Raw genomic sequence first — 21,063 nt, 5'->3', positions numbered from 1 at the left:
GCGGCTCGTGCATCAGACTTCCGGTTCGATGCTATCACGCGGTTTTTCGCGCGATAACCCCGCAAAAAACTGTTGCAAAGCAACATTTTGCGCGACGTTCAACGCTTCTCGCGTTGCCACCGGGAGCCAGTCGTACAATGCGCGACATTGCCTACACGTTGCCGTGCGCTCCCTTGAAGAAGTCCGACTTCCATTACGACCTCCCCGCTGAACTGATCGCCCAGGCCCCGCTCGCCGAGCGCTCGGCCAGCCGCCTGATGGTGGTGCCGCAGGCTCCGGCGGCCTTCGAACACCGCCAGGTGCGCGACCTGCCGTCCCTGCTCAACCCTGGCGACCTGCTGGTGTTCAACGATACCCGGGTGATTCCGGCCCGCCTGTTCGGGCAGAAGGCCAGCGGCGGGCGGGTGGAGATCCTGATCGAGCGCCTGCTCGGCGGGCAGCAGGCGCGGGCGCAGGTGGGGGCGAGCAAGTCGCCCAAGCCCGGCAGCCGCATCGCGCTGGATGCCGGTGGCGAGGTCGAGGTGCTGGGGCGCGACGGCGAATTCTATGTGCTGCAGTTCCACGTGCAGCAGCCGCTGGAGCAGTGGCTGCTGCACGCCGGGCGCCTGCCGTTGCCGCCGTACATCCAGCGCGAGCCCGGCATGGACGACCGCGAACGCTACCAGACCGTGTTCGCCCGCGAAGTGGGGGCCGTGGCCGCGCCGACCGCCGGCCTGCACTTCGACGAAGCGCTGCTCGCGGCGCTGCAGGACAAGGGCGTTGGTTTCGGCCATGTCACCCTGCACGTGGGCGCCGGCACCTTCCAGCCGGTGCGCGCCGATGACCTGAAGGACCACGTCATGCACCGCGAATGGCTGAACGTGGGCGCCGAGCTGGTCCAGCAGGTGCGTCGCACCCGCGCCGCCGGCGGGCGCGTGATCGGGGTGGGCACCACGGTCGTGCGCGCCCTGGAAAGCGCGATGCGCGAGGGCGAACTGCTGCCCCATGCCGGCGAAACCCAGATCTTCATCACCCCGGGCTACCGGATCCGCAGCGTGGACGCGATGGTGACCAACTTCCACCTGCCGGAAAGCACGCTGCTGATGATGATCTCGGCGTTTGCCGGGCAGGCGAGGGTGTTCGAGGCCTACCGGGCGGCGATCGAGGAGAAGTACCGGTTCTTCAGCTATGGCGATGCGATGTTGCTGTTCCCGCAGGCATGACGCCGGATGGGCTGCCCCGGCACGTCCAGCCGCGCCCGGGTCGGTTTTAGGCGATAATCGAGGATTATTTGCCCCGATTCCGCCCCGATGTCCCGACTCCAGTTCCAGCTCCAGACCACCGACGGCCGCGCCCGCCGCGGCCGCCTGACCTTCCCGCGCGGGACGGTGGAAACCCCGGCGTTCATGCCGGTCGGCACCTACGGGTCGGTCAAGGGCATCCTGCCGGAGCAGATCCGCGCGCTGGGCGCCGAGATCATCCTGGGCAACACCTTCCACCTGTACCTGCGCCCGGGCCTGGACGTGATCGCAGACCACGGTGGCCTGCACGGCTTCGCGCGCTGGAATGGGCCGATCCTGACCGATTCCGGCGGCTTCCAGGTGTTCTCGCTGGCCCACCGTCGCAAGATCACCGAGCAGGGCGTCACCTTCGCCTCGCCGACCGACGGCGCCCGGGTGTTCCTGGGCCCGGAGGAGAGCATGAAGATCCAGAAGGTGCTCGACTCGGACATCGTGATGATCTTCGACGAATGCACCCCGTACCCGGCCACCGATCCGGTAGCGCGGACCTCGATGGAGCTGAGCCTGCGCTGGGCCCAGCGCAGCCGCAACGCGCACGACGAACTGGGCAATGACGCGGCGCTGTTCGGCATCGTGCAGGGCGGGGTCCACCACGACCTGCGCAGCCGCTCGGCCGAGGGACTGCAGCAGATCGGCTTCGACGGCTATGCGATCGGCGGCCTGGCGGTGGGCGAGCCCGAGCACGAGCGCAACGCGATGCTCGACCACATGCACCCGATCCTGCCGGCCGACCGCCCGCGCTACCTGATGGGCGTGGGCCGCCCGGAAGACCTGGTCGAAGGCGTCGCCCGCGGCGTGGACATGTTCGACTGCGTGATGCCGACCCGCAATGCCCGCAACGGCCACTATTTCACCTCGTTCGGCACGGTGCGCATCCGCAACGCCCGCTATGAGCGCGACATGGACACCATCGAACCGGGCTGCGGCTGCCACGCCTGCACCAGTGGCTACACCCGTTCGTACCTCCGCCACCTGGACCGCTGCAACGAAATGCTGGCGCCCATGCTGGGCACCATCCACAACCTGTACTACTACGAGAAGCTGATGGCCGACATGCGCGCGGCCATCGCGGCGGGAACCTTCGAGGCCTTCCGCGAGTCCTTCTATGCGGCCCGGGGCATGGCCACGCCGTCGCTGTAAGCGGCCGGCCAGGCCCCGATCCGGCGCGCGGACCCTGCCAAACGGCCCAAGGACGAAGTCCCGGGGGCGTGGCATACTTCGCGGCTGACCCCTTTTTCGCGGCGACACCCGACCCCATGTGGGGAAGGGCGCCTCCCAACCCTAAGGACACACCATGAACCTGATCGCCTTCCTGATTCCCGCCGCCCACGCCCAAGCCGCCGGTGGCCAGCCGCAGGGCATGGGCCTGACCACGCTGCTGTTCCCGATCATCCTGATCGCGATCATGTACTTCCTGATGATCCGCCCGCAGATGAAGCGCCAGAAGGAACACAAGGCGATGCTGGAAAAGATCAAGATCGGCGACGAAGTGCTGACCAACGGCGGCATCGCCGGCACCGTCAAGGGCATTGGCGACAACTTCGTCACCATCGAAGTGGCCGACAACGTGAACATCCGCGTGCAGAAGGGCGCCGTGGGCAACGTGCTGCCGACCGGCACCCTGAAGTCGGCCAACTGAGCCACTCCCTTTCCGAAGCACAACCGCGGCGCCGGGAATGGCGCCGCGCAGGAACCTGGCAATGCTTGAATTTCCACGCTGGAAATACGTCGTCATCCTGATCGTACTCGCGCTCAGCGCGCTGTACGCTCTGCCCAACATCTACCAGAAGGACCCCGCCGTCCAGATCACCGCCAACCGTGGCGGGCAGGTCGATGACGCCCTTCGCGAGCGCGTCCTGGCCGACCTGAAGGTCGCCGGCATCGCCCCGATCGGTGTGGACAGGGAAGGCGAGAGCCTGATCGTGCGCCTGCCGGACCTGCAGACGCAGGCTGCGGCGAGCGCCAAGCTGCGCGACAGCGTGGGCGAGAACTACACGGTGGCCCTGAACCTGGCCTCGACCGTGCCGGACTGGCTGCAGCGCCTGGGCGGTCGCCCGATGGTGCTGGGCCTGGACCTGCAGGGTGGCGTGCACTTCGTGCTGCAGGTGGACCAGAAGGCGGCCGTCGACAAGCGCATGGACGCCTACGCCGAAGACGTGCGCGGCACGCTGCGCGAGTCGCGGGTACCGTTCCAGTCGGTCGAGCGTCGTCCCGACAATGCCATCGTGGCCACGCTGAGCCCGTCCACCGACGACGCCGCCGTGGAGCGTGCCCGCCTGGCCCTGGCCAAGGCGCAGCCGACCCTGGGCTACGACGTGTCCGGCAAGCGCATCACCGTGACCATTCCGGAGACCGAGCTCAGCCAGATCACCAACGGCGCCATCGAGCAGAACATCAACACGCTGCGCAACCGCGTCAACCAGCTGGGCGTGGCCGAGCCGATCATCCAGCGCCAGGGCGCCGACCGCGTGGTCGTGCAGCTGCCCGGCGTGCAGGACACCGCCGAAGCCAAGCGCATGATCGGTGCCACTGCCACCCTGGAATACCGTGCGGTGGTCGATGGCAACGCGCAGGACGCGATCGATTCCGGTCGTATTCCGCCGGAGGCCAAGGTCTACCAGCGCCGTGACAGCGGTGGTCCGATCCTGCTGAACAAGCGCGTGATCGTCACCGGCGACCAGATGGTGGCCGCGCAGGCGGTCAACGATGCCACCACCGGCACGCCGTCGGTCAGCGTGACGCTGAACAGCGTCGGCGGCCAGCGCATGTTCGATTTCACCAGTGCCAACGTCGGCAAGCCGATGGCGGTGGTGTACACCGAGCGCGTGCCGACCGTAACCCTGGTCGATGGCCAGGAAGTGCGCAGCTTCCGGGTCAACGAGGAAGTGATCTCGGTCGCCAACATCAACGGCGTGTTCGGCAAGAACTTCCAGACCACCGGCCTGGAGAAGAAGGAAGCCGAAGACCTGGCCAAGCTGCTGAAGTCCGGCTCGCTGGCCGCGCCGATGGACTTCGTGGAAGAACGCGTGGTCGGTCCGAGCCTGGGTGCGGAGAACGTGGAGCGCGGCATCACCGCGGTGATCTACGCCTTCCTGTTCACCCTGGTGTTCTTCACCGTGTACTACCGCATGTTCGGCCTGATCACCTCGGCTGCGATGCTGTTCAACCTGCTGATCGTGGTTGCGGTGATGTCGCTGTTCGGCGCCACCATGACCCTGCCGGGCTTCGCCGGCCTGGCGTTGTCGGTGGGCCTGTCGGTCGACGCCAACGTGCTGATCAACGAACGCATCCGCGAGGAACTGCGTGCGGGCGTACCGGGCAAGACCGCGATCGTGACCGGTTATGAGCGCGCCAGCGGCACCATCCTGGACGCCAACCTGACCGGCCTGATCGTGGGCGTGGCCCTGTTCGCGTTCGGTACGGGCCCGCTGAAGGGCTTCGCGCTGACCATGATCATCGGTATTTTCGCCTCGATGTTCACTGCGATCACCGTGTCGCGCGCCCTGGCGACGCTGATCTACGGTCGTCGCAAGAAGCTCCAGAACGTGGCCATCTGACGGGACGACTCGCACAATGAAACTGTTTCCGCTGCACATCCTCCCGAACGACACCAAGATCGATTTCATGCGCTGGCGCCATGTCGCCATGGCGGTCACGATCGCGGTGTTCCTGGCCTCGGTTGCCATCATCGGCATCAAGGGCTTCACCTTCGCACTGGACTTCACCGGCGGCACCCTGATCGAAGCGCGCTTCGATCGGCAGATGGACGTCGAAGAGGTCCGCTCGCGGCTGGAAGCCAATGGCTTCGAGGGCACCCAGGTGCAGAGCTTCGGTGGCAACACCGACGTGCTGATCCGCCTGGCCCCGCACGGCGAACATGCACCGGGTACCGGTGCGGCCAGCGCCGAGGACAAGGCCACCGGCGACGCGGTACTCAAGGCGATCACCACCAGCGAGAACCCGGCCACGATCCTGCGCAACGAGTTCGTGGGCCCGCAGATCGGCAAGGACCTGGCGTTGAACGGCCTGTACGCCACGATCTTCATGCTGGCCGGCTTCCTGATCTACATCGGCTTCCGCTTCGAATGGAAGTTCGCGGTCACCGCGAGCATCGTGGCGCTGTTCGACCTGCTGGTGACGCTGGCCTACATGTCGCTGATGGGCCGCGAGTTCGACCTGAACCTGCTGGCCGGCCTGCTGTCGGTGATGGGCTTTGCCATCAACGACATCATCGTGGTGTTCGACCGCGTCCGCGAAAACTTCCGCAGCCTGCGTGCCGAGCCGCTGGAAGTGCTGAACCGCTCGATCAACCAGACGCTGTCGCGTACGGTGATCACCGCGGTGATGTTCTTCCTGTCGGCACTCGCCCTGTACATGTACGGCGGTGCCTCGCTGGAAGGCCTGGCTGAAACCCACATGGTGGGCGCAGTGATCGTGGTGCTGTCCTCGATCCTGGTGGCCGTACCGATGCTGACCATCGGCTTCCTGCGCGTGAGCAAGCAGGACCTGCTGCCGAAGGCGAAGGACATCGAGGCGCTGGAGCGCCGTCCGTAAGGTGTTGCCGGGCACGCCCCGGCACCCAGGATGACGAAACGCCGGGCATTGCCCGGCGTTTTCGTTTTCCGTACCGGGGCGTCGGTTGTGCTGCCTGCCCGCGCGCACTACGATTTCATGGTTGCGTGCGGCCGTTCCCGTGGCCGCGCCGTTCCTATCGAGGTCTTCATGGTCATCAAACCGCGTGTGCGCGGCTTCATCTGCGTCACTACCCATCCGGTCGGCTGCGACGCGGCCGTCAAGCAGCAGATCGAGTACATCCAGGCGCAGCCGAAGATCCAGAATGGTCCCAAGCGCGTGCTGGTGCTGGGCGCGTCCACCGGCTATGGCCTGGCCGCGCGCATCACGGCGGCGTTCGGCAGCGGGGCGGCCACGCTCGGAGTGTTCTTCGAACGCCCGGGTACGGAAACCAAGCCGGGCACGGCAGGCTGGTACAACTCGGCGGCGTTCCACAAGTACGCTGGCCAGGCCGGGCTGTACGCCAAGAGCGTGAACGGCGATGCGTTCTCCGATGAGGTCAAGGACAAGGTCATCGAGCTGATCCGGCAGGACCTGGGCCAGGTCGACCAGGTGGTGTACAGCCTGGCCGCGCCGCGCCGCAAGCATCCGAAGACCGGTGAGGTGATCAGCTCGACGCTCAAGCCGATCGGTGCGCCGATCACGCTGCGCGGGCTGGATACGGACAAGGAAGTGATCACCGAGACGACGATCGAGCCGGCCACGCCGGAAGAAATCGCCGGCACGGTGGCGGTGATGGGCGGCGAAGACTGGCAGATGTGGATCGACGCGCTGCTGGCGGCCGGGGTGCTGGCCGAAGGCGCCACCACCACGGCGTTCACGTACGTGGGCGAGGAGATCACCCAGGCGATCTACTGGAACGGTTCGATCGGGGCGGCGAAGAAGGACCTGGACGAGAAGGTGAAGGGCATCCGTGCCAAGCTCGCCCCGATTGGCGGCGACGCGCGCGTGTCGGTGCTGAAGGCGGTGGTCACCCAGGCCAGTTCGGCCATTCCGACCATGCCGTTGTACCTGTCGCTGCTGTTCAAGGTGATGAAGGAACGTGGTACGCACGAGGGCTGCATCGAGCAGCTCGATACGCTGTACGACATCCTCTACGGCGGCAAGGAAAGCGGCGCGGCGGCCGATCGCCTGCGCCACCAGCTGCTGGCCGATGGCCGCACGGTGGAGCTGGTGGACGAAGCCGGCCGCCTGCGTGCGGACTACAAGGAAATGGCGCCGGACGTGCAGAGCGAAGTGGTCGCGCTGTGGCCGAAGGTGACCAATGAGAACCTGTACGAGATCAGCGACCTGGCCGGCTACAAGGCCGACTTCCTGCGCCTGTTCGGCTTCGGCGTGGAAGGCGTGGATTACGAAGCGGACGTCGCTACCGATGTGGCCATTCCGGACCTGGTCGATATGACCTGAGTTGGGTCTGCTGAAAGGCTGGAAAGCTGAAAAGCAAAATGCCGCCCGGTCTGGGCGGCATTTTCGTTTTGGGGTTGGCGCGTAGAGCAGCGTCTTGATCCCTGCGAGTGGGTCGGCTGGCGGGCAGCCCCCTACGGGACACGCCGCAAGTACGTCCATGTAGGCTTGGCAAAAACATCCATGTTTTTGACAGTCCCTACGAGGGCTGCCCGCCAACCGCCCCCGACAGATGGCCGCATGGGGTTGGAAGATCAAGATCAAGATCAGCGACGCAGGGCGTCGCTCTACACCAGTGGCCACCGACCAACCGCCGGCCCAAAACAGTGAAACCGCAGGCCCCTGCTTTTGCTGTCAGCAATCACCCAAACTCAAAGTTCATCACTGGCCCGGCCGGCCCCACGAACTCACCCTGCACGTAATCCACGCCTGCGCTGAACAGCAGGCTCATCGAGTTGGCGTCGGCGACGAACTCGGCGATGGTGCGGATGTTGGCCTCCTGCGCGCGCGTGGTGATCTCGCTGATCTTGTCCGCGTTCTCGCGGGTACGGGCGAAATCGCTGGTGAAGTCGCGGTCCAGCTTGAGGAACTGCGGCTGGAAATGCGCCAGCAGCTGGAACGAGTCCAGGCCCGAACCGAACTGCTCCAGGCCCAGGCGGCAGCCCAGCGGCGCCACGTCCGCCAGGAACTGCTGGGCGTTGCGCAGGTGGGTGAACACCTTGGCTTCGGGTGCGTGCAGCCACAGCCGCTCGCCGGGAACGCCCTGGGCTTCCAGCTCGCGGCGGATCGTCGCCACCATCTGCGGGTCGTTGAACGACTCCGGAGTGATCTTCACCATCATGTGCGTGGCATGGCCGGCGCGTGCGCGCTGGCCGAGAACGCCGATCGCGTGCGCCACCACCCAGCGGTTGATGTCGCCCAGCAGGCCGTGCTCCTCGGCAATCCCCAGGAAGGCGGTCGGGCTCAGCAGCTCGCCGTTGTTGTCCAGGCGCAGGAAGGCTTCGTACAGCTCCAGCGGCTCGCCACCCAGGTTCAGCACCGGCTGGTAGTGCAGCTGGAAGCCGTCGCCGGCCAACGCCTCGTTGACCCGCGTCACCCAGCGCTGGATACGTTCTTCTTCCACCCGGTCCACCGCCGCGGGGTCGAAGATCCGGCTGGTGTTGCCCAGTTCCGATGCCGCCTGCTGGCACTCGGTGGCACGCGCCAGCACCTGGCCGACGCTGGCGATCTTCTCGCCCACCTGCACGCCGCCGATGCTGACCGTCACCGTGGCCGAGCGCTCGCCGATGCTGAACACCTGCGCGGCGAACGCCCCGCGGATCTGGTCGGCCAGCGCTTCGGTGTCCGCGTACGCGCCTTCGGTCAATACCGCCAGGCTGTGCTCGCCGTACCGGGCCACCTGGGCGCGGTCGCCGACCGTGTCGGCCAGGACCTTGGCCAGCGCCGCGATCAGCGCATCGGCCGAATCCAGCCCGATGTCCGGCAACAGGCGTGCGTAGTGGTCCGGCTCCACCAGCAGCAGGCCGAAGCGGCCTTCGCTGCGACCGGCCTGGGCCACCGCGTTTTCCACGTGCAGCATGAAGGTCTGGCGATTGAGCAGCCCGGTGACCTGGTCGCGCTGGCGCAGGTCTTCGACCTCGCGGGCCAGCTCCGGGTCGAGCTCCATGCGGCGGCGGAACACCACCTGCAGGCAGCTTTCGCCCTCGTAGGTCGCCGGCGTGAACTCCATGGTGGCGGCAAACACCGCCCCGTCCTGGTTGCGCGCGTCCACCTGGTACTGCGGCGGCGGCGCTTCGCCCTTGCTGAGCGACTTGAGCAGCTGCTTGAAACCGTCCACGTGCTGCGGCGCCACCATGTCCAGCAGCGAAATGCCTTCCACGTCGTCGAACGCCTCGTACCCGAACATCTCCAGGTAGGCCTCGTTGGCGCGGATGTGCATGCCTTCATGGACGTAGGCGATCGGGTCGCGCGACGAGGCGATCAGCGCGTCGCAGCGGCGCTCGGTTTCGCGCATCTGCGCTTCGATGCGGCGCAGCCCGCGGCGCGCGTGCAGGTCGGTCCACTCGTTGCGGACCACCGCCAGCAGGTGCTCGGGGCGATTGCGCAGGGCCACCGCGCGGATGCCGTTGGCGCTTGCTTCCACCCACTCCGATTCGTTGATCGACTCGGCCAGCAGGATCATCGGGATGTCCTTGCCGCTGGCCGCGATCTGCTGGGTCACCTGCAGCAGCGGAATACTCTGCGCGGGGGCGGCCAGGACCAGGTCGATCGGCTGGCTGCCGATGATCTGGGCCAGCTCCCCGGCGTTGTTCGGGCGCGCCGGGCGCACCGCGATGCCGCTGTTGCGCAGCATGCTGACGATGGTTTCGGCGTTCTCGCCGCTGTCATCCACGATCAGCAGGCGGACGGTGATGTCATTCGCGTTCTGCATTCACTACTCCCCGTACTGCGAACTTGATACACGATGCGTGTGACTTCGTCCATGCCGGCGGCGGCCGCCGGTCACGGAATGTAAGGACGGCTATACCACCTGGCCGGCCGCGTGGCCGCTGGCCCAGGCCCACTGGAAGTTGTAGCCGCCGAGCCAGCCGGTCACGTCCAGGACCTCGCCGACGAAATGCAGGCCCGCCACCCGCTGCGACTCGAACGTGCTGGACGATACCCTGCGGGTGTCCACGCCCCCCAGCGTGACCTCGGCGGTACGGTAGCCTTCGGTGCCGCTGGCCACCAGCGGGAAGTCCTGCAGCAGGGCCGCGGCCTGGCGCAGCTCGCGCTCGTCGATCTGCCGCACCGGCCGGTCCGGCAGCCAGTGCTCGCACAGGCGCAGCGCCAGCCGTCGCGGCAGGACCTCGGACAATACCGTGCGCAGCTCGGCCGCGCCGCGCTCGCGCTTCATCGTGCGCAGCCAGTCTTCGGCATCCTGGCCCGGCAGCAGGTCCAGGCGCAGGTCGTCGCCCGGCTGCCAGAACGAGGAAATCTGCAGGATCGCCGGGCCGCTGATGCCGCGATGGGTGATCAGCATCGAGTTGCGGAATTCCACGTCGTTGCAGCGCGCCGCCACCGGCAGGGCGACCCCGCTCAGGTCGTGGAAGCGCTCCTGGTGCCTGCCGCTCAGGGTCAGCGGAACCAGCCCGGCGCGGGTCGGCAGCACCTCATGGCCGAACTGGCGGGCCAGCTCGTAGCCGAAGCCGGTTGCGCCAAGGCTTGGAATCGACAGGCCGCCGGTGGCCACGACCAGCGAGGCCGCGTGGAAATGCCCCTGCGTGGTGTGGACATGGAAGCCATCGGCGCCGCGTTCCACCTTCTCCACGCTGCAGTCGGTGCGGATCTGGGCACCGGCGGCGGTGCACTCGTCCACCAGCATGCGCACGATCTGCTTGGAGGAGATGTCGCAGAACAGCTGGCCCAGTTCCTTCTCGTGGTAGGCGATGCCATGCCGCTCCACCATCTCGATGAAGTTCCACGGCGTGTAGCGCGCCAGCGCCGACTTGCAGAAATGCGGATTGGCCGACAGGAAGTTGGCGGGCGTGGTGCCGGTGTTGGTGAAGTTGCAGCGGCCACCGCCGGACATCAGGATCTTCTTCCCGACCTTGTTGGCGTGGTCGATGACCTGCACCATGCGCCCGCGCCGGCCCGCGGTGAGCGCGCACATCAGTCCGGCAGCGCCCGCGCCGATCACCAGGACATCGCAGCGGATCGTCGTCATCGCCCGGGCTCAGGCCTGCGGCTTGCGCTTGCGCCAGGTCGGAGTGACGGTCAGGTGCGCCGTGTCGGACATCAGCTGGACCTCGCCATCCTCGATCATCACGCTCCAGTTCATCGTCCGCTCGATCTTCGAGCCCCATTCGGTGACGAACTCGCCCGGCAGGTCCATGACCTCCAGCAGCGACAGCTTGTTCAAGGCCGCACCATTGCGCTTCCACCAGGTGTCGGTGAGGTGGCTGCTGCCATACATCACCAGCTGCACCGCGCGGGCGCGCCCGCTGGCCTTGCGCAGGCGCGACTCATCGGGTTGGCCCAGCTCGATCCACAGCTCGATGTCGCCGGTGTAGTCCCGGCGCCAGAGGTCCGGCTCGTCATCCACGCTCAGGCCCCGGCCGAATTCGAGCCGGTCGTCCGCGTTCAGCGCGAACGCCAGCAGCCGCACCATGAGGCGTTCGTCGGTCTCGGAAGGGTGCTGGGCCAGGGTCAGGCTGTGGCTGGCGTAGTAACCGCGGTCCATGTCGCTGATCTGCAGCTCGGCCTTGCGGATGGTGGCGGTGAGGGCCATGGGGGTACCGTAAACAAAGAGCGCCATGATAATGCGTGGGCCATGCACCCGTCCGATCCAATCCACGGCCACGTTGCCGCCAGTCGCCTGCAGCTCGCTCCCGGTCCGTGGACGTGCCTGCTGGACGGGCTGTGCGCGCGGTTTCCGCAGGTCGACCGCGCCCAGTGGCAGGACCGCTTCGCGCGCGGGCGCGTGCTGGACGCGCAGGGCAGGGCGCTGGCGGCCGACGCGCCGTGGCGGGTGGGCAGCGACATCCAGTACTTCCGTGAGGTGGCCGACGAAGCGGATATTCCCGCCCGCGAGGCGATCCTGCACCTCGACGACCACCTGCTGGTGGCCGACAAGCCGCATTTCCTGCCGGTGACGCCGGCCGGGGGATACGTAAGGCAGACCCTGTTGGCGCGCCTGGTGGCCCGCACCGGCAACCCGGCACTGGTGCCGCTGCACCGGCTGGACCGCCTGACGGCAGGGCTGGTGCTGTTCTCGACGCGTGCGGAGACACGCGACGCCTACCAGCGGCTTTTTCGTGAGCGGCGCATCGACAAGACCTATGAAGCGCTGGCCCCGGCCTTGCCCGGGTTGGCCTTTCCGCTGGAGCGGCGCAGCCAGCTGGTGCCCGGGGAGCCGTTCTTCCGGATGGCGGAGGCATCGGGCGCCCCCAACGCCCGGACCCGGATCGAGGTGATCGACGCCAACGGGCCGGAGTGGCGGTACCGGTTGCACCCGGAAACCGGCCGCAAGCACCAGCTGCGGGTGCACATGGCCGCGCTGGGTGCGCCGATCCGCGGCGATGACCTGTACCCGCAGCTGCGGCCGCCGGCGGCAGGAGCGCCGGAACAGCCCCTGCAGCTGCTGGCGCAGGCGCTGGCGTTCAAAGACCCCCTGACCGGCCACCCCCGGCGCTTCACCAGCCAACAGACCCTCGACCAGGCAGGGTAGAGCCACGCCCTGCGTGGCTGCGCGGGGAGCCTGGCCCCAAGGGCAGCCACGCAGGGCGTGGCTCTACGGGCGGAACACGACCGCGTCCAGCATTCTTTAGGGTCCGCTCGCTCCTCGTTTTGCTGAAATTAAGTCTCGAAATACATGAATAGGGACCATCAATTCGTGTACGATTCCCCAATCCCTTGTCCTGTCAGGCGGGACGGGGGAGATGGCTGAATCACGTGGCTATCGCTTTTTCGGTAAAAGGCGAGTATCGTCCCCCACACTGTGTTTGCTAGGGTCACCGTGAATCGTGGCCTGGTGCAGTTGATCTCACGATCCGCTCATCGATCCGCTTTACCAACGCCTGCAACTCAGTCTCGGCCCCGATCTCCGGCGGCCGCGATTATTTTCAACTTATGTTCCAGGAGTTTGTATATGTCTGATCGTCAGACCGGCACTGTCAAGTGGTTCAACGACGCCAAGGGCTTCGGCTTCATCACCCCGGAAAGCGGCCCGGACCTGTTCGTGCACTTCCGCGCCATCCAGGGCACCGGCTTCAAGTCGCTGCAGGAAGGCCAGAAGGTCACCTTCGTCGCCGTGCAGGGCCAGAAGGGCATGCAGGCTGACCAGGTGCAGGCGGCTTAATTGCCCCTGCAACCGTAAGGTTGCCGAAAACGCCGGAAGCGAAAGCTTCCGGCGTTTTTTATTGCGCGTTGCACACGCCACGCCGGGTAGCATGGGAGTTTGCCTGAGCGGACCGTTCGATGATCAAGGTGCACCATCTGGACCACTCGCGTTCGCAACGCGTGCTGTGGATGCTTGAAGAGCTCAACCTGCCGTACCAGCTGGTCAACTACCAGCGCGACGCCACCACCTGGCTGGCCCCACAGGCGCTGCGCGACGTCCATCCGCTGGGCAAGTCGCCGGTGCTGCAGGACGATGCCCTGGTCCTGGCCGAATCCGGCGCGATCCTGGAATACCTGGCCGACCGCTACGACAGCGGGCGCGTGCTGTCCCCCGAACTCATGCCTGCCCAGGCCGCCGAGCGCGTGCGCTACCGGTACTGGATGCACTACGCCGAAGGCTCGGCGATGCCGCCGCTGCTGATGAGCCTCGTGTTCGCGCGGGTACGCAAGGCGCCGATGCCGTTTTTCGCCAAGCCGATCGCCCGCGGCATTGCCGACAAGGTGATGAAGACCTTCGTCGGCCCGCAGCTGAAGCTGCACCTTGATTGGATGGAGCGCGAACTGGGCGCGGCCCCGTGGTTCGCGGGCGAGCGCTTCACCGCCGCCGACATCCAGATGAGCTTCCCGATCCAGGCCGCCGCATCCCGTGCCGGCAGCATGGAACGCTACCCGAAGCTGCAGGCGTTCCTGGCCCGCATCGAGCAGCGCCCGGCCTACCAGCGCGCGGTCGAGCGCGGCGGCCCGCTGGACCTGGGGGCAGGCGGGGCTTGAGCTTGCGGGCGCGGCCCGCTGCCCCCACCTTTGGGGGATGAACTCCGAACCGCTGCGCTTCGACAACCGTTTGATCCAGGATCTTCCCGGCGACGAGGAGACCGGCCCCCGCGTGCGTGACGTGCGCGGGGCTGTCTGGTCGGCGGTCATGCCCACGCCGGTTGCCGCGCCTACGCTGCTGGCGTATTCGCCCGAGCTGGCGGCGCAGCTGGGATGGGGGCCGGACCTGCTGGAGAGTGCGGATTTTGCGCGTGTGTTCGGCGGCAACGCCCTCTATGAAGGCATGCAGCCCTGGGCCGCCAACTACGGTGGCCACCAGTTCGGCCACTGGGCGGGGCAGCTGGGCGACGGCCGCGCCATTTCGCTCGGCGAACTGCTGGCGCCGGATGGCCTGCGCTGGGAGCTGCAGCTGAAGGGGGCAGGGCGGACGCCGTACTCGCGCGGGGCAGACGGCCGCGCCGTGCTGCGCTCGTCGATCCGTGAATTCCTCTGCAGCGAAGCCATGCATCACCTGGGCGTGCCGACCACGCGCGCGCTTTCCCTGGTGGGGACCGGCGAGAGCGTGGTGCGCGACATGTTCTACGACGGTCATCCTGCTGCGGAACCGGGCGCCGTGGTGTGCCGGGTGGCGCCCTCGTTCCTGCGCTTTGGCAGCTTCGAACTGCCCGCATCGCGCGGCGACAGCGCGCTGCTTCGACAGCTGGTCGACTTCTGCATCGCGCGCGATTTCCCCGAACTGGCCGACGCCGGTGCCGAACGCCATGCGCAGTGGTTCGCGCAGGTCTGCGAGCGCACCGCCGTGCTGGTCGCGCACTGGATGCGGGTGGGTTTCGTGCATGGCGTGATGAACACCGACAACCTGTCCATCCTCGGGCTCACCATCGACTACGGCCCCTATGGCTGGGTGGATGACTACGATCCGGACTGGACCCCGAACACCACTGATGCGCAGGGCCGGCGTTACCGGTTCGGCACGCAGCCCCAGGTGGCGTACTGGAACCTGACCCGGCTGGCGCAGGCGCTGGCGCCGCTGTTCGATGACGTGGCGCCGCTGCATGCCGGGCTGGCACGGTTCCAGGCCGTGCATGCGCGATGCGAGCGCGACGATACCGCGGCCAAGCTGGGCCTGGACGCGTGCCGCGATGCCGACGACCTGGCCTTGATGGCCGACTGGCTGCAGATCCTGCACGACGGCGAGATGGACATGACCCTGGCGTTCCGCGGCCTGATCGATTTCGATCCGCAGGCGCCGGACGTGGCGGTGCTGGAGGAGGCGTTCTACAGCGCTGACCGCCGCGCCAGCGTGTTGCCGGCGCTGCAGGGCTGGCTGCAGGCGTATGCGCAGCGCCTGCAGTCCGACCGCCTGGATCCCTCGCAGCGCCGGCAGCGCATGGGCGCGGCCAATCCGGTGTACGTGCTGCGCAACTGGTTGGCGCAGGAGGCGATCGAGCTGGCCGAGCAGGGCGACCTCAGCGGCGTGCATGCGTTGCAGGACGTATTGCGCCGTCCCTACGAGGTCCAGCCCGGGCGCGAACACTACGCCGGCAAGCGGCCGGAGTGGGCGCGCGACAAGGCCGGCTGCTCGATGCTGTCCTGCAGTTCCTGAGTCCGGAGGGCTTCGGCCCGACCCGGCAAAGCCGCCTGCACGGTGATCCGGGCCGGTCGGGTTACCCTATGCCACCCTTTGTTGCTGCATGACCATGACCGATTCTTCGACTCCCGTCCCGACCTGGGCCGGCCGCCTGCGCGACGTCGCCGATTTCCCCAAGCCCGGCATCCTGTTCAAGGACATCATGCCGCTGCTGGCCGACGGCACGGATTTCGCGGCGGCGATCGACGCGATGGTGGCGCCGTGGCGCGATGCGCGTCTGGATGCGGTGATGGGCATCGAGTCGCGCGGCTTCATTCTCGGCGCGGCGATGGCACGGGTGCTGGGCGTGGGCTTCGTGCCGGTGCGCAAGCCGGGCAAGCTGCCGGGGCGCACCTTGAAGCAGGAGTACACCCTGGAATACCGCACCGACAGCATTGAAGTGCATGCCGACGCGTTGCCGGCCGGTGCACGCGTGCTGGTGGTGGACGACGTGCTGGCTACCGGCGGCACGCTGCTGGCAGCGCTGTCGCTGGCAAGGCAGCTGCAGGTCGACGTGGTCGGCGCCGCCGTGCTGGTCGAGCTGGCTGGACTGGGTGGCCGTGAGCGCTGGACCCGCGACGTGCCGCTGCTGGCCAACCTGGTGTATTGAGGATCCAGCCACGCAGGGCGTGGCTCTACTGCCTGGCAATTGCCGCAATGCCACGCTTGCGTGGCAACCTCAACGCGCCTCCGGTCACATCTTGCGTACGCGGAACCGCCGGCCCTTGATCTTGCCGGCTTCCAGGCGCGCGATCGCCTTGCCGGCATGCTCGCGGGCAATCGCCACGTACGAACGCGTGGCATAGATGTCGATCTTGCCGATCGCCTTCGCCGACAACCCGGCCTCGCCGGTCAGCGCGCCGAGGATGTCGCCCGGGCGCAGTTTGTCGGTCTTGCCGCCATCGATGCGCAGCGTTTCCATCGCCGCCTGCGGCAGCACCGCCGGGCGGGCGGTGGCCAGCGGGGTTTTCTGCCAGTCCAGCGGCTTGCCCTGCGCCGCTTCCAGCGCGTCGGCGCGGTTGCGTTCGCGGCCGGTCACCAGGCTGATGGCCAGGCCGGTCGCGCCGGCACGGCCGGTCCGGCCCACCCGGTGCTCGTAGGTTTCGATATCAGTGGGCAGCTCGTAGTTGATCACCGCCGCCAGGTCCTGCACGTCCAGCCCGCGCGCGGCCACGTCGCTGGCCACCAGCACGTTGCAGCTGCGGTTGGCGAAGCGCACCAGCACTTCGTCGCGGTCGCGCTGTTCCATCTCGCCGTGCAGCGGCAGCGCGGAGAAACCGAACTCCTGCAGCGACACCGCCACGTCGTCGACATCGCGGCGGGTGTTGCAGAACACCACGGTCGATTCGGGGTTGTACTTCAGCAGCAGCCCGGCCAGCGCCTTCTGCTTGCTGGCCAGGTCCACCTCGCAGAACAGGTGGCGGATCGCGGGCGCATGGTCGGCGCCTTCCACGGTCACTTCCACTGGATCGCGCAGCAGCACCCGCGCGATCTCGCGGATTTCATCGGGGTAGGTGGCAGAGAACAGCAGGGTCTGCCGGTCCTTGCTGGTGCGTCCGGCGATCTCGCGGATGGGCTCTTCGAAGCCCATGTCGAGCATGCGGTCGGCTTCGTCCAGCACCAGCGTGGTCACCCCGCCCAGTTTCAGCGCGCGCTTGCGACCCAGTTCCTGGATGCGGCCGGGGGTCCCGACCACGACGTGCGGGTCATGCGCTTCCAGCGAGGCCAGCTGCGGGCCCAGCGGCATGCCGCCGGTCAGCACCACCAGCTTCAGGTTGGGAATGCCGGTGGCGAGCTTGCGGATCTGCTTGCCGACCTGGTCGGCCAGTTCGCGGGTCGGGCACAGCACCAGCGCCTGGGCGCGGATGACCGCCGGGTCCAGCGCCTGCAGCAGCCCCAGGCCGAAGGCGGCGGTCTTGCCGCTGCCGGTCGGGGCCTGGGCGATCAGGTCGCGGCGCGCCAGGATCGCCGGCAGCGCCTGCGCCTGCACGGGGGTCATCTGGGTATAGCCCAGCGCGTCGATGCCCGCCGCCAGCGAGGCCGACAGGGGCAGTTCGGAGAATTCGTTCATGCCACATTCTACCCGTTCGGGCTGCCGCGGGCGACGCCGCGCACCGCCAGCCCGTACAATGGCGGGATGCCTCTGATTACTCTGCAAAACGTCGACTTCAGCGTCGGCGGCCCGCTGTTGCTGGAAAAAGCCGAACTGTCGATCGAACCGGGCGAGCGCATCGCCCTGATCGGCCGCAACGGCGCCGGCAAATCGACCCTGCTCAAGCTGCTCTCCGGCGACCACAAGCCCGACGATGGAGAAGTGCGCGTGCAGCAGGGGGTGCGCATCACCCGCCTGGAACAGGAAGTGCCGCACGGCGCCGCCGGCAGCGTGTTCGACGTGGTCGCCGACGGCCTCGGCGAGCTCGGCCAGTGGCTGGCCGAGTTCCACCACCTCAGCGTGGCCGACGAGTTCGACGGCGATGCGCTGTCGGCGGTGCAGGCCAAGATCGATGCCGCCAACGGCTGGGGCCTGGACCAGCGGGTCAGCGAAACCCTGACCAAGCTCGACCTGGACGGCGATGCCGAGTTCGCCCGCCTGTCCGGCGGGATGAAGCGCCGGGTGCTGCTGGGCCGCGCCCTGGTTTCGGCGCCGGACCTGCTGCTGCTGGACGAACCGACCAACCACCTGGACATCGAAGCGATCGACTGGCTGGAAATGTTCCTGAAGAACTGGAACGGCAGCGTCGTGTTCGTCACCCATGACCGTCGCTTCCTGCGCGCACTGGCCACCCGCATCGTCGAGATCGACCGCGGCCAGGTCACCAGCTGGCCGGGCGACTGGGCCAACTACGAGCGTCGCCGCGAGGAACGCCTGAACGCGCAGGCGCAGGAAAACGCGCGCTTCGACAAGCTGCTGGCGCAGGAAGAAGTCTGGATCCGCCAGGGCATCAAGGCCCGGCGTACCCGTGACGAAGGACGCGTGCGCCGCCTCAAGGCGATGCGCAACGAGCGCTCGCAGCGCCGCGAGCTTGGCGGCAACGTGCGCATGGAAGCGTCGCAGGCGGAGAACTCCGGCAAGAAGGTCATCGACGTCAAGGACATCGCGTTCGCGTTCGGTGAGCGGGTGATGGTCAAGGACTTCAGCACCACCATCCTGCGCGGTGACCGCATCGGCCTGATCGGACCCAACGGCAGCGGCAAGACCACGCTGCTCAAGCTGCTGCTGGGCGACCTGGCGCCGGACAGCGGCGAAGTGCGCGCCGGCACCAACCTGCAGATCGCCTACTTCGACCAGTACCGTTCGGTGCTGCGCGAGGACTGGACCGCGATCGAGAACGTGGCCGAAGGCCGCGATTTCCTCGAGGTCAACGGCAAGCGCAAGCATGTGCACGCCTACCTGCAGGATTTCCTGTTCACCCCCGAGCGCGCGCGTGCGCCGATCACCCGCCTGTCCGGTGGCGAGCGCAACCGCCTGCTGCTGGCCAAGCTGTTCGCGCAGCCGTCCAACCTGCTGGTGATGGACGAACCGACCAACGACCTCGACGTGGAAACGCTGGAGCTGCTCGAAGAGCTGCTCGGCGACTACACCGGCACGCTGCTGCTGGTCAGCCATGACCGTGACTTCCTGGACAACGTGGTCACCTCCACCATGGTGATGGAAGGCGATGGCGTGGTCGGCGAGTACGTCGGTGGCTACAGCGACTGGCAGCGGCACGTGGCGCGGGTGGAAGCGGCAACGGCCGCGGCGCCGGTGCCTGCGGCCAGGCCGGCTGCCGCGCCGGCAGCGGCAGCCTCGGCGGCACCGGCGGCACCCAGGCGCAAGCTCAGCTTCAAGGACCAGCGCGAGCTGGAGCAGCTGCCGTTGAAGATCGAAACGCTGGAAAAGGATGTCGAAGGCCTGACCGCCGCGATGAACGACCCCGCGTTCTACCAGCGCAGCGCGCCGGACATGGCGGCGCATACCCAGAAGCTGGGAACGGTGCAGGCTGAGCTGGATGCGGCGTACAAGCGGTGGGAAGAGCTGGATTCCTGATGCGCGTCCCCGGGTAAAAGCAGCCGACTAACAGTCGGCTCTACCGGGGCTGGCGTATCCGGATCGTCGTGCGTTCGTCCCGGACGTATGCGGATCGTCGGGCGTTCGATCCGGACGTATCCGGATCGTCGTGCGTTCGATCCGGACGTATACGGATCATCATGCGATCGCCAGCAATTCGTAGCGCCGACTGTTAGTCGGCGACCGCGCGCAGCGCGGCAAATCATCCCGGCGCGCGATCGACACGCGCTCAATCTCCTGCCGGCGTTTAAACCCGACCGAAACCGCCCGTCCGGCGTTCATGACCCCGGAACGGAGAGCAGCCACGCAGGGCGTGGCTCTACTTCAGCCCGTGCAGATCCCGCAGCTGGCTCGGCCGCGATCCGAAATACGCGGCCAGGTCGGCAATGTCCTGGTCGCTCAGGTCCGCCGCCTGCGGGGTCATCAGCGCATGCTGGCGATCCCCAGAACGGTAGGCCTGCAGGGCATGCGCCAGATAGTCGCCGTACTGCCCGCCCAGTTTGGGGTAGGTCGGATCGATCGGGCTGTTGCCGTCGACGCCGTGGCAGTCGATGCAGCTCTGGTTGGTGGCCTTGCTGCGGACCTGGGCGCGGCCCTGGCCCTGGGCAATGCGGCCGGTGGGCAGGCCGGCGGATGAGCCCGACCCATGCTCGCCACTGGCGTGGCCCGGGTCGGCGGCGGAATCTGCGCTGTTTTCCACCTGCGACTGCGAGCACGCAGCCAGCAGCAGGGTAACGGACAGGGCGATGGCGTAACGCTTGAACGGCGTGGCTTTCGTCATGAGCGCGCTTATTTGACGGTGGACAGGTAAACAGCGAGATCGGCGATCTCCTGTTCGCTGAAACTCATCGACTGCGCCTGCATCGTCGGATGCCGGCGCTTGCCCTGGCGGTACTCGCTCAGCGCCTGGCTGAGGTACTGCTGGGTCTGCCCACCGATCTTGGGCACCCGGTAACTGGGGTAGGCGTTCTTGTAGCCGGTGATGCCGTGGCACCCCTGGCAGGTGTAGGCCAGCACCCGGCCGTTGTCGAACTGCCCGGTGAGGGCGGGGGCGGCGGGCGCGGCTGCCGGGGCAGCGGCGGGTGGGGCGGGTGGGGCGGGAACTGCGGGTACGGCAGGTGCGGCCTGGACGGCAACCCCGAAGGGCAGGAGGACGGCCAGAGCAAGACAAGCGGCGAGCGGCTGCGGGCGCATGATGTCGTTTCCGGTATACGGGTTCTGGTCGTTCCGGCGTGGGGTACGGAACTGACCCGAGTATAGCCTGCGTTTTCATCTAGCTGAAACCGGGCATTGCCGACAAGCGGCTGCAGGTCACCATGACCTTTGGGATATGGTGTTGTCGTGACGTGGTGCATTACTTTGCTACCACACCTGCCCACGCATCCTTCAGGGACACGACGATGTTGCGAATCTCTCTTCTGCCCGGCCGCACCGGAACCTGCGCCGCCGCGCTGCTCATCACCACGACGCTGCTGCTC

At 67.3% G+C, this 21,063-nt stretch carries 18 protein-coding genes; 12 read left to right on the top strand and 6 right to left on the bottom strand.

From position 1 onward, the window contains the following. Positions 1-137 precede the first annotated feature (137 nt). The 6 genes from queA to fabV all read left to right on the top strand — a co-directional run bounded on the left by queA (position 138) and on the right by fabV (position 7,259). A complete protein-coding gene (queA, locus tag RWO33_RS10430; protein WP_314104764.1) occupies positions 138-1,202 on the top strand; it encodes a tRNA preQ1(34) S-adenosylmethionine ribosyltransferase-isomerase QueA in 1,065 nt (354 codons plus the stop codon). 87 nt (positions 1,203-1,289) lie between these two features. Beyond that, entirely contained in the window at positions 1,290-2,420 is a 1,131-nt protein-coding gene (tgt, locus tag RWO33_RS10425) for a tRNA guanosine(34) transglycosylase Tgt (RefSeq protein WP_314104763.1), read from the top strand. Positions 2,421-2,574: 154 nt separating this feature from the next. Further along, positions 2,575-2,919: a preprotein translocase subunit YajC gene (yajC, locus tag RWO33_RS10420; protein ID WP_070206534.1), complete on the top strand. Its 345-nt coding sequence runs from the start codon at positions 2,575-2,577 to the stop codon at positions 2,917-2,919. 61 nt (positions 2,920-2,980) lie between these two features. Then, positions 2,981-4,837, top strand: a complete 1,857-nt coding sequence (gene secD / locus RWO33_RS10415; protein ID WP_145477892.1) for a protein translocase subunit SecD — start codon at positions 2,981-2,983, stop codon at positions 4,835-4,837. 16 nt (positions 4,838-4,853) lie between these two features. Then, complete coding sequence (gene secF / locus RWO33_RS10410) at positions 4,854-5,834, top strand: protein translocase subunit SecF (RefSeq protein ID WP_145477891.1); 981 nt, start codon at positions 4,854-4,856, stop codon at positions 5,832-5,834. 168 nt (positions 5,835-6,002) lie between these two features. After that, complete coding sequence (gene fabV, locus RWO33_RS10405; protein WP_314104762.1) at positions 6,003-7,259, top strand: enoyl-ACP reductase FabV; 1,257 nt, start codon at positions 6,003-6,005, stop codon at positions 7,257-7,259. A 358-nt stretch (positions 7,260-7,617) separates the two neighbouring features. Here fabV and RWO33_RS10400 read toward each other — a convergent pair whose 3' ends face one another. From RWO33_RS10400 to RWO33_RS10390, 3 genes are all read right to left on the bottom strand, one after another. Further along, positions 7,618-9,687 (bottom strand): EAL domain-containing protein, encoded by a 2,070-nt coding sequence (locus RWO33_RS10400; RefSeq protein ID WP_314104761.1) that lies wholly within the window; start codon positions 9,685-9,687, stop codon positions 7,618-7,620. A 90-nt stretch (positions 9,688-9,777) separates the two neighbouring features. After that, positions 9,778-10,962, bottom strand: coding sequence for an NAD(P)/FAD-dependent oxidoreductase (locus RWO33_RS10395; RefSeq protein ID WP_314104760.1), 1,185 nt, complete (start codon positions 10,960-10,962; stop codon positions 9,778-9,780). 9 nt (positions 10,963-10,971) lie between these two features. Further along, a complete protein-coding gene (locus tag RWO33_RS10390; RefSeq protein ID WP_314104759.1) occupies positions 10,972-11,526 on the bottom strand; it encodes a YaeQ family protein in 555 nt (184 codons plus the stop codon). Between the two features lie 42 nt (positions 11,527-11,568). Between RWO33_RS10390 and RWO33_RS10385 the strand changes: the two genes are divergently transcribed. The 5 genes from RWO33_RS10385 (at position 11,569) to RWO33_RS10365 (ending at position 16,147) form a co-directional block, all read left to right on the top strand. Further along, positions 11,569-12,465: a pseudouridine synthase gene (locus RWO33_RS10385; RefSeq protein ID WP_314104758.1), complete on the top strand. Its 897-nt coding sequence runs from the start codon at positions 11,569-11,571 to the stop codon at positions 12,463-12,465. Positions 12,466-12,885: 420 nt separating this feature from the next. After that, entirely contained in the window at positions 12,886-13,095 is a 210-nt protein-coding gene (locus tag RWO33_RS10380; RefSeq protein ID WP_145477885.1) for a cold-shock protein, read from the top strand. Positions 13,096-13,214: 119 nt separating this feature from the next. Continuing rightward, positions 13,215-13,907, top strand: a complete 693-nt coding sequence (locus tag RWO33_RS10375; RefSeq protein ID WP_314104757.1) for a glutathione S-transferase — start codon at positions 13,215-13,217, stop codon at positions 13,905-13,907. Positions 13,908-13,944: 37 nt separating this feature from the next. After that, entirely contained in the window at positions 13,945-15,513 is a 1,569-nt protein-coding gene (locus RWO33_RS10370; protein ID WP_314104756.1) for a YdiU family protein, read from the top strand. 94 nt (positions 15,514-15,607) lie between these two features. After that, the gene (locus RWO33_RS10365; protein WP_314104755.1) at positions 15,608-16,147 is read left to right on the top strand and encodes an adenine phosphoribosyltransferase; all 540 of its coding nucleotides are present in this window, start codon (positions 15,608-15,610) and stop codon (positions 16,145-16,147) included. Between the two features lie 84 nt (positions 16,148-16,231). Here the strand turns inward: RWO33_RS10365 and dbpA are convergent, their stop codons facing one another. Then, positions 16,232-17,608: an ATP-dependent RNA helicase DbpA gene (gene dbpA / locus RWO33_RS10360; RefSeq protein WP_145477881.1), complete on the bottom strand. Its 1,377-nt coding sequence runs from the start codon at positions 17,606-17,608 to the stop codon at positions 16,232-16,234. Positions 17,609-17,674: 66 nt separating this feature from the next. Between dbpA and RWO33_RS10355 the strand changes: the two genes are divergently transcribed. Then, positions 17,675-19,564, top strand: coding sequence for an ATP-binding cassette domain-containing protein (locus RWO33_RS10355; protein ID WP_314104754.1), 1,890 nt, complete (start codon positions 17,675-17,677; stop codon positions 19,562-19,564). Positions 19,565-19,904: 340 nt separating this feature from the next. Here the strand turns inward: RWO33_RS10355 and RWO33_RS10350 are convergent, their stop codons facing one another. Continuing rightward, entirely contained in the window at positions 19,905-20,366 is a 462-nt protein-coding gene (locus RWO33_RS10350) for a cytochrome c (protein ID WP_314104753.1), read from the bottom strand. Between the two features lie 8 nt (positions 20,367-20,374). After that, positions 20,375-20,779 (bottom strand): c-type cytochrome, encoded by a 405-nt coding sequence (locus RWO33_RS10345; RefSeq protein WP_314104752.1) that lies wholly within the window; start codon positions 20,777-20,779, stop codon positions 20,375-20,377. Positions 20,780-21,063: the final 284 nt, after the last annotated feature.

The sequence above is a fragment of the uncultured Stenotrophomonas sp. genome (assembly GCF_963519925.1).
Taxonomy (GTDB): Bacteria; Pseudomonadota; Gammaproteobacteria; order Xanthomonadales; family Xanthomonadaceae; genus Stenotrophomonas; species Stenotrophomonas maltophilia_AE.
Note: the sequence above shows the minus strand (reverse complement) of the source record. Positions and strands in the feature narration are given on the sequence as shown.

What these genes read in the sequence shown, in the direction of transcription:
- queA (WP_314104764.1), top strand. Translation starts at nt 138, where the DNA reads ATGCGCGACATTGCCTACACGTTGCCGTGCGCTCCCTTGAAGAAGTCC.
- tgt (WP_314104763.1), top strand. Translation starts at nt 1,290, where the DNA reads ATGTCCCGACTCCAGTTCCAGCTCCAGACCACCGACGGCCGCGCCCGC.
- yajC (WP_070206534.1), top strand. Translation starts at nt 2,575, where the DNA reads ATGAACCTGATCGCCTTCCTGATTCCCGCCGCCCACGCCCAAGCCGCC.
- secD (WP_145477892.1), top strand. Translation starts at nt 2,981, where the DNA reads ATGCTTGAATTTCCACGCTGGAAATACGTCGTCATCCTGATCGTACTC.
- secF (WP_145477891.1), top strand. Translation starts at nt 4,854, where the DNA reads ATGAAACTGTTTCCGCTGCACATCCTCCCGAACGACACCAAGATCGAT.
- fabV (WP_314104762.1), top strand. Translation starts at nt 6,003, where the DNA reads ATGGTCATCAAACCGCGTGTGCGCGGCTTCATCTGCGTCACTACCCAT.
- RWO33_RS10400 (WP_314104761.1), bottom strand. Translation starts at nt 9,687, where the DNA reads ATGCAGAACGCGAATGACATCACCGTCCGCCTGCTGATCGTGGATGAC.
- RWO33_RS10395 (WP_314104760.1), bottom strand. Translation starts at nt 10,962, where the DNA reads ATGACGACGATCCGCTGCGATGTCCTGGTGATCGGCGCGGGCGCTGCC.
- RWO33_RS10390 (WP_314104759.1), bottom strand. Translation starts at nt 11,526, where the DNA reads ATGGCCCTCACCGCCACCATCCGCAAGGCCGAGCTGCAGATCAGCGAC.
- RWO33_RS10385 (WP_314104758.1), top strand. Translation starts at nt 11,569, where the DNA reads ATGCACCCGTCCGATCCAATCCACGGCCACGTTGCCGCCAGTCGCCTG.
- RWO33_RS10380 (WP_145477885.1), top strand. Translation starts at nt 12,886, where the DNA reads ATGTCTGATCGTCAGACCGGCACTGTCAAGTGGTTCAACGACGCCAAG.
- RWO33_RS10375 (WP_314104757.1), top strand. Translation starts at nt 13,215, where the DNA reads ATGATCAAGGTGCACCATCTGGACCACTCGCGTTCGCAACGCGTGCTG.
- RWO33_RS10370 (WP_314104756.1), top strand. Translation starts at nt 13,945, where the DNA reads ATGAACTCCGAACCGCTGCGCTTCGACAACCGTTTGATCCAGGATCTT.
- RWO33_RS10365 (WP_314104755.1), top strand. Translation starts at nt 15,608, where the DNA reads ATGACCGATTCTTCGACTCCCGTCCCGACCTGGGCCGGCCGCCTGCGC.
- dbpA (WP_145477881.1), bottom strand. Translation starts at nt 17,608, where the DNA reads ATGAACGAATTCTCCGAACTGCCCCTGTCGGCCTCGCTGGCGGCGGGC.
- RWO33_RS10355 (WP_314104754.1), top strand. Translation starts at nt 17,675, where the DNA reads ATGCCTCTGATTACTCTGCAAAACGTCGACTTCAGCGTCGGCGGCCCG.
- RWO33_RS10350 (WP_314104753.1), bottom strand. Translation starts at nt 20,366, where the DNA reads ATGACGAAAGCCACGCCGTTCAAGCGTTACGCCATCGCCCTGTCCGTT.
- RWO33_RS10345 (WP_314104752.1), bottom strand. Translation starts at nt 20,779, where the DNA reads ATGCGCCCGCAGCCGCTCGCCGCTTGTCTTGCTCTGGCCGTCCTCCTG.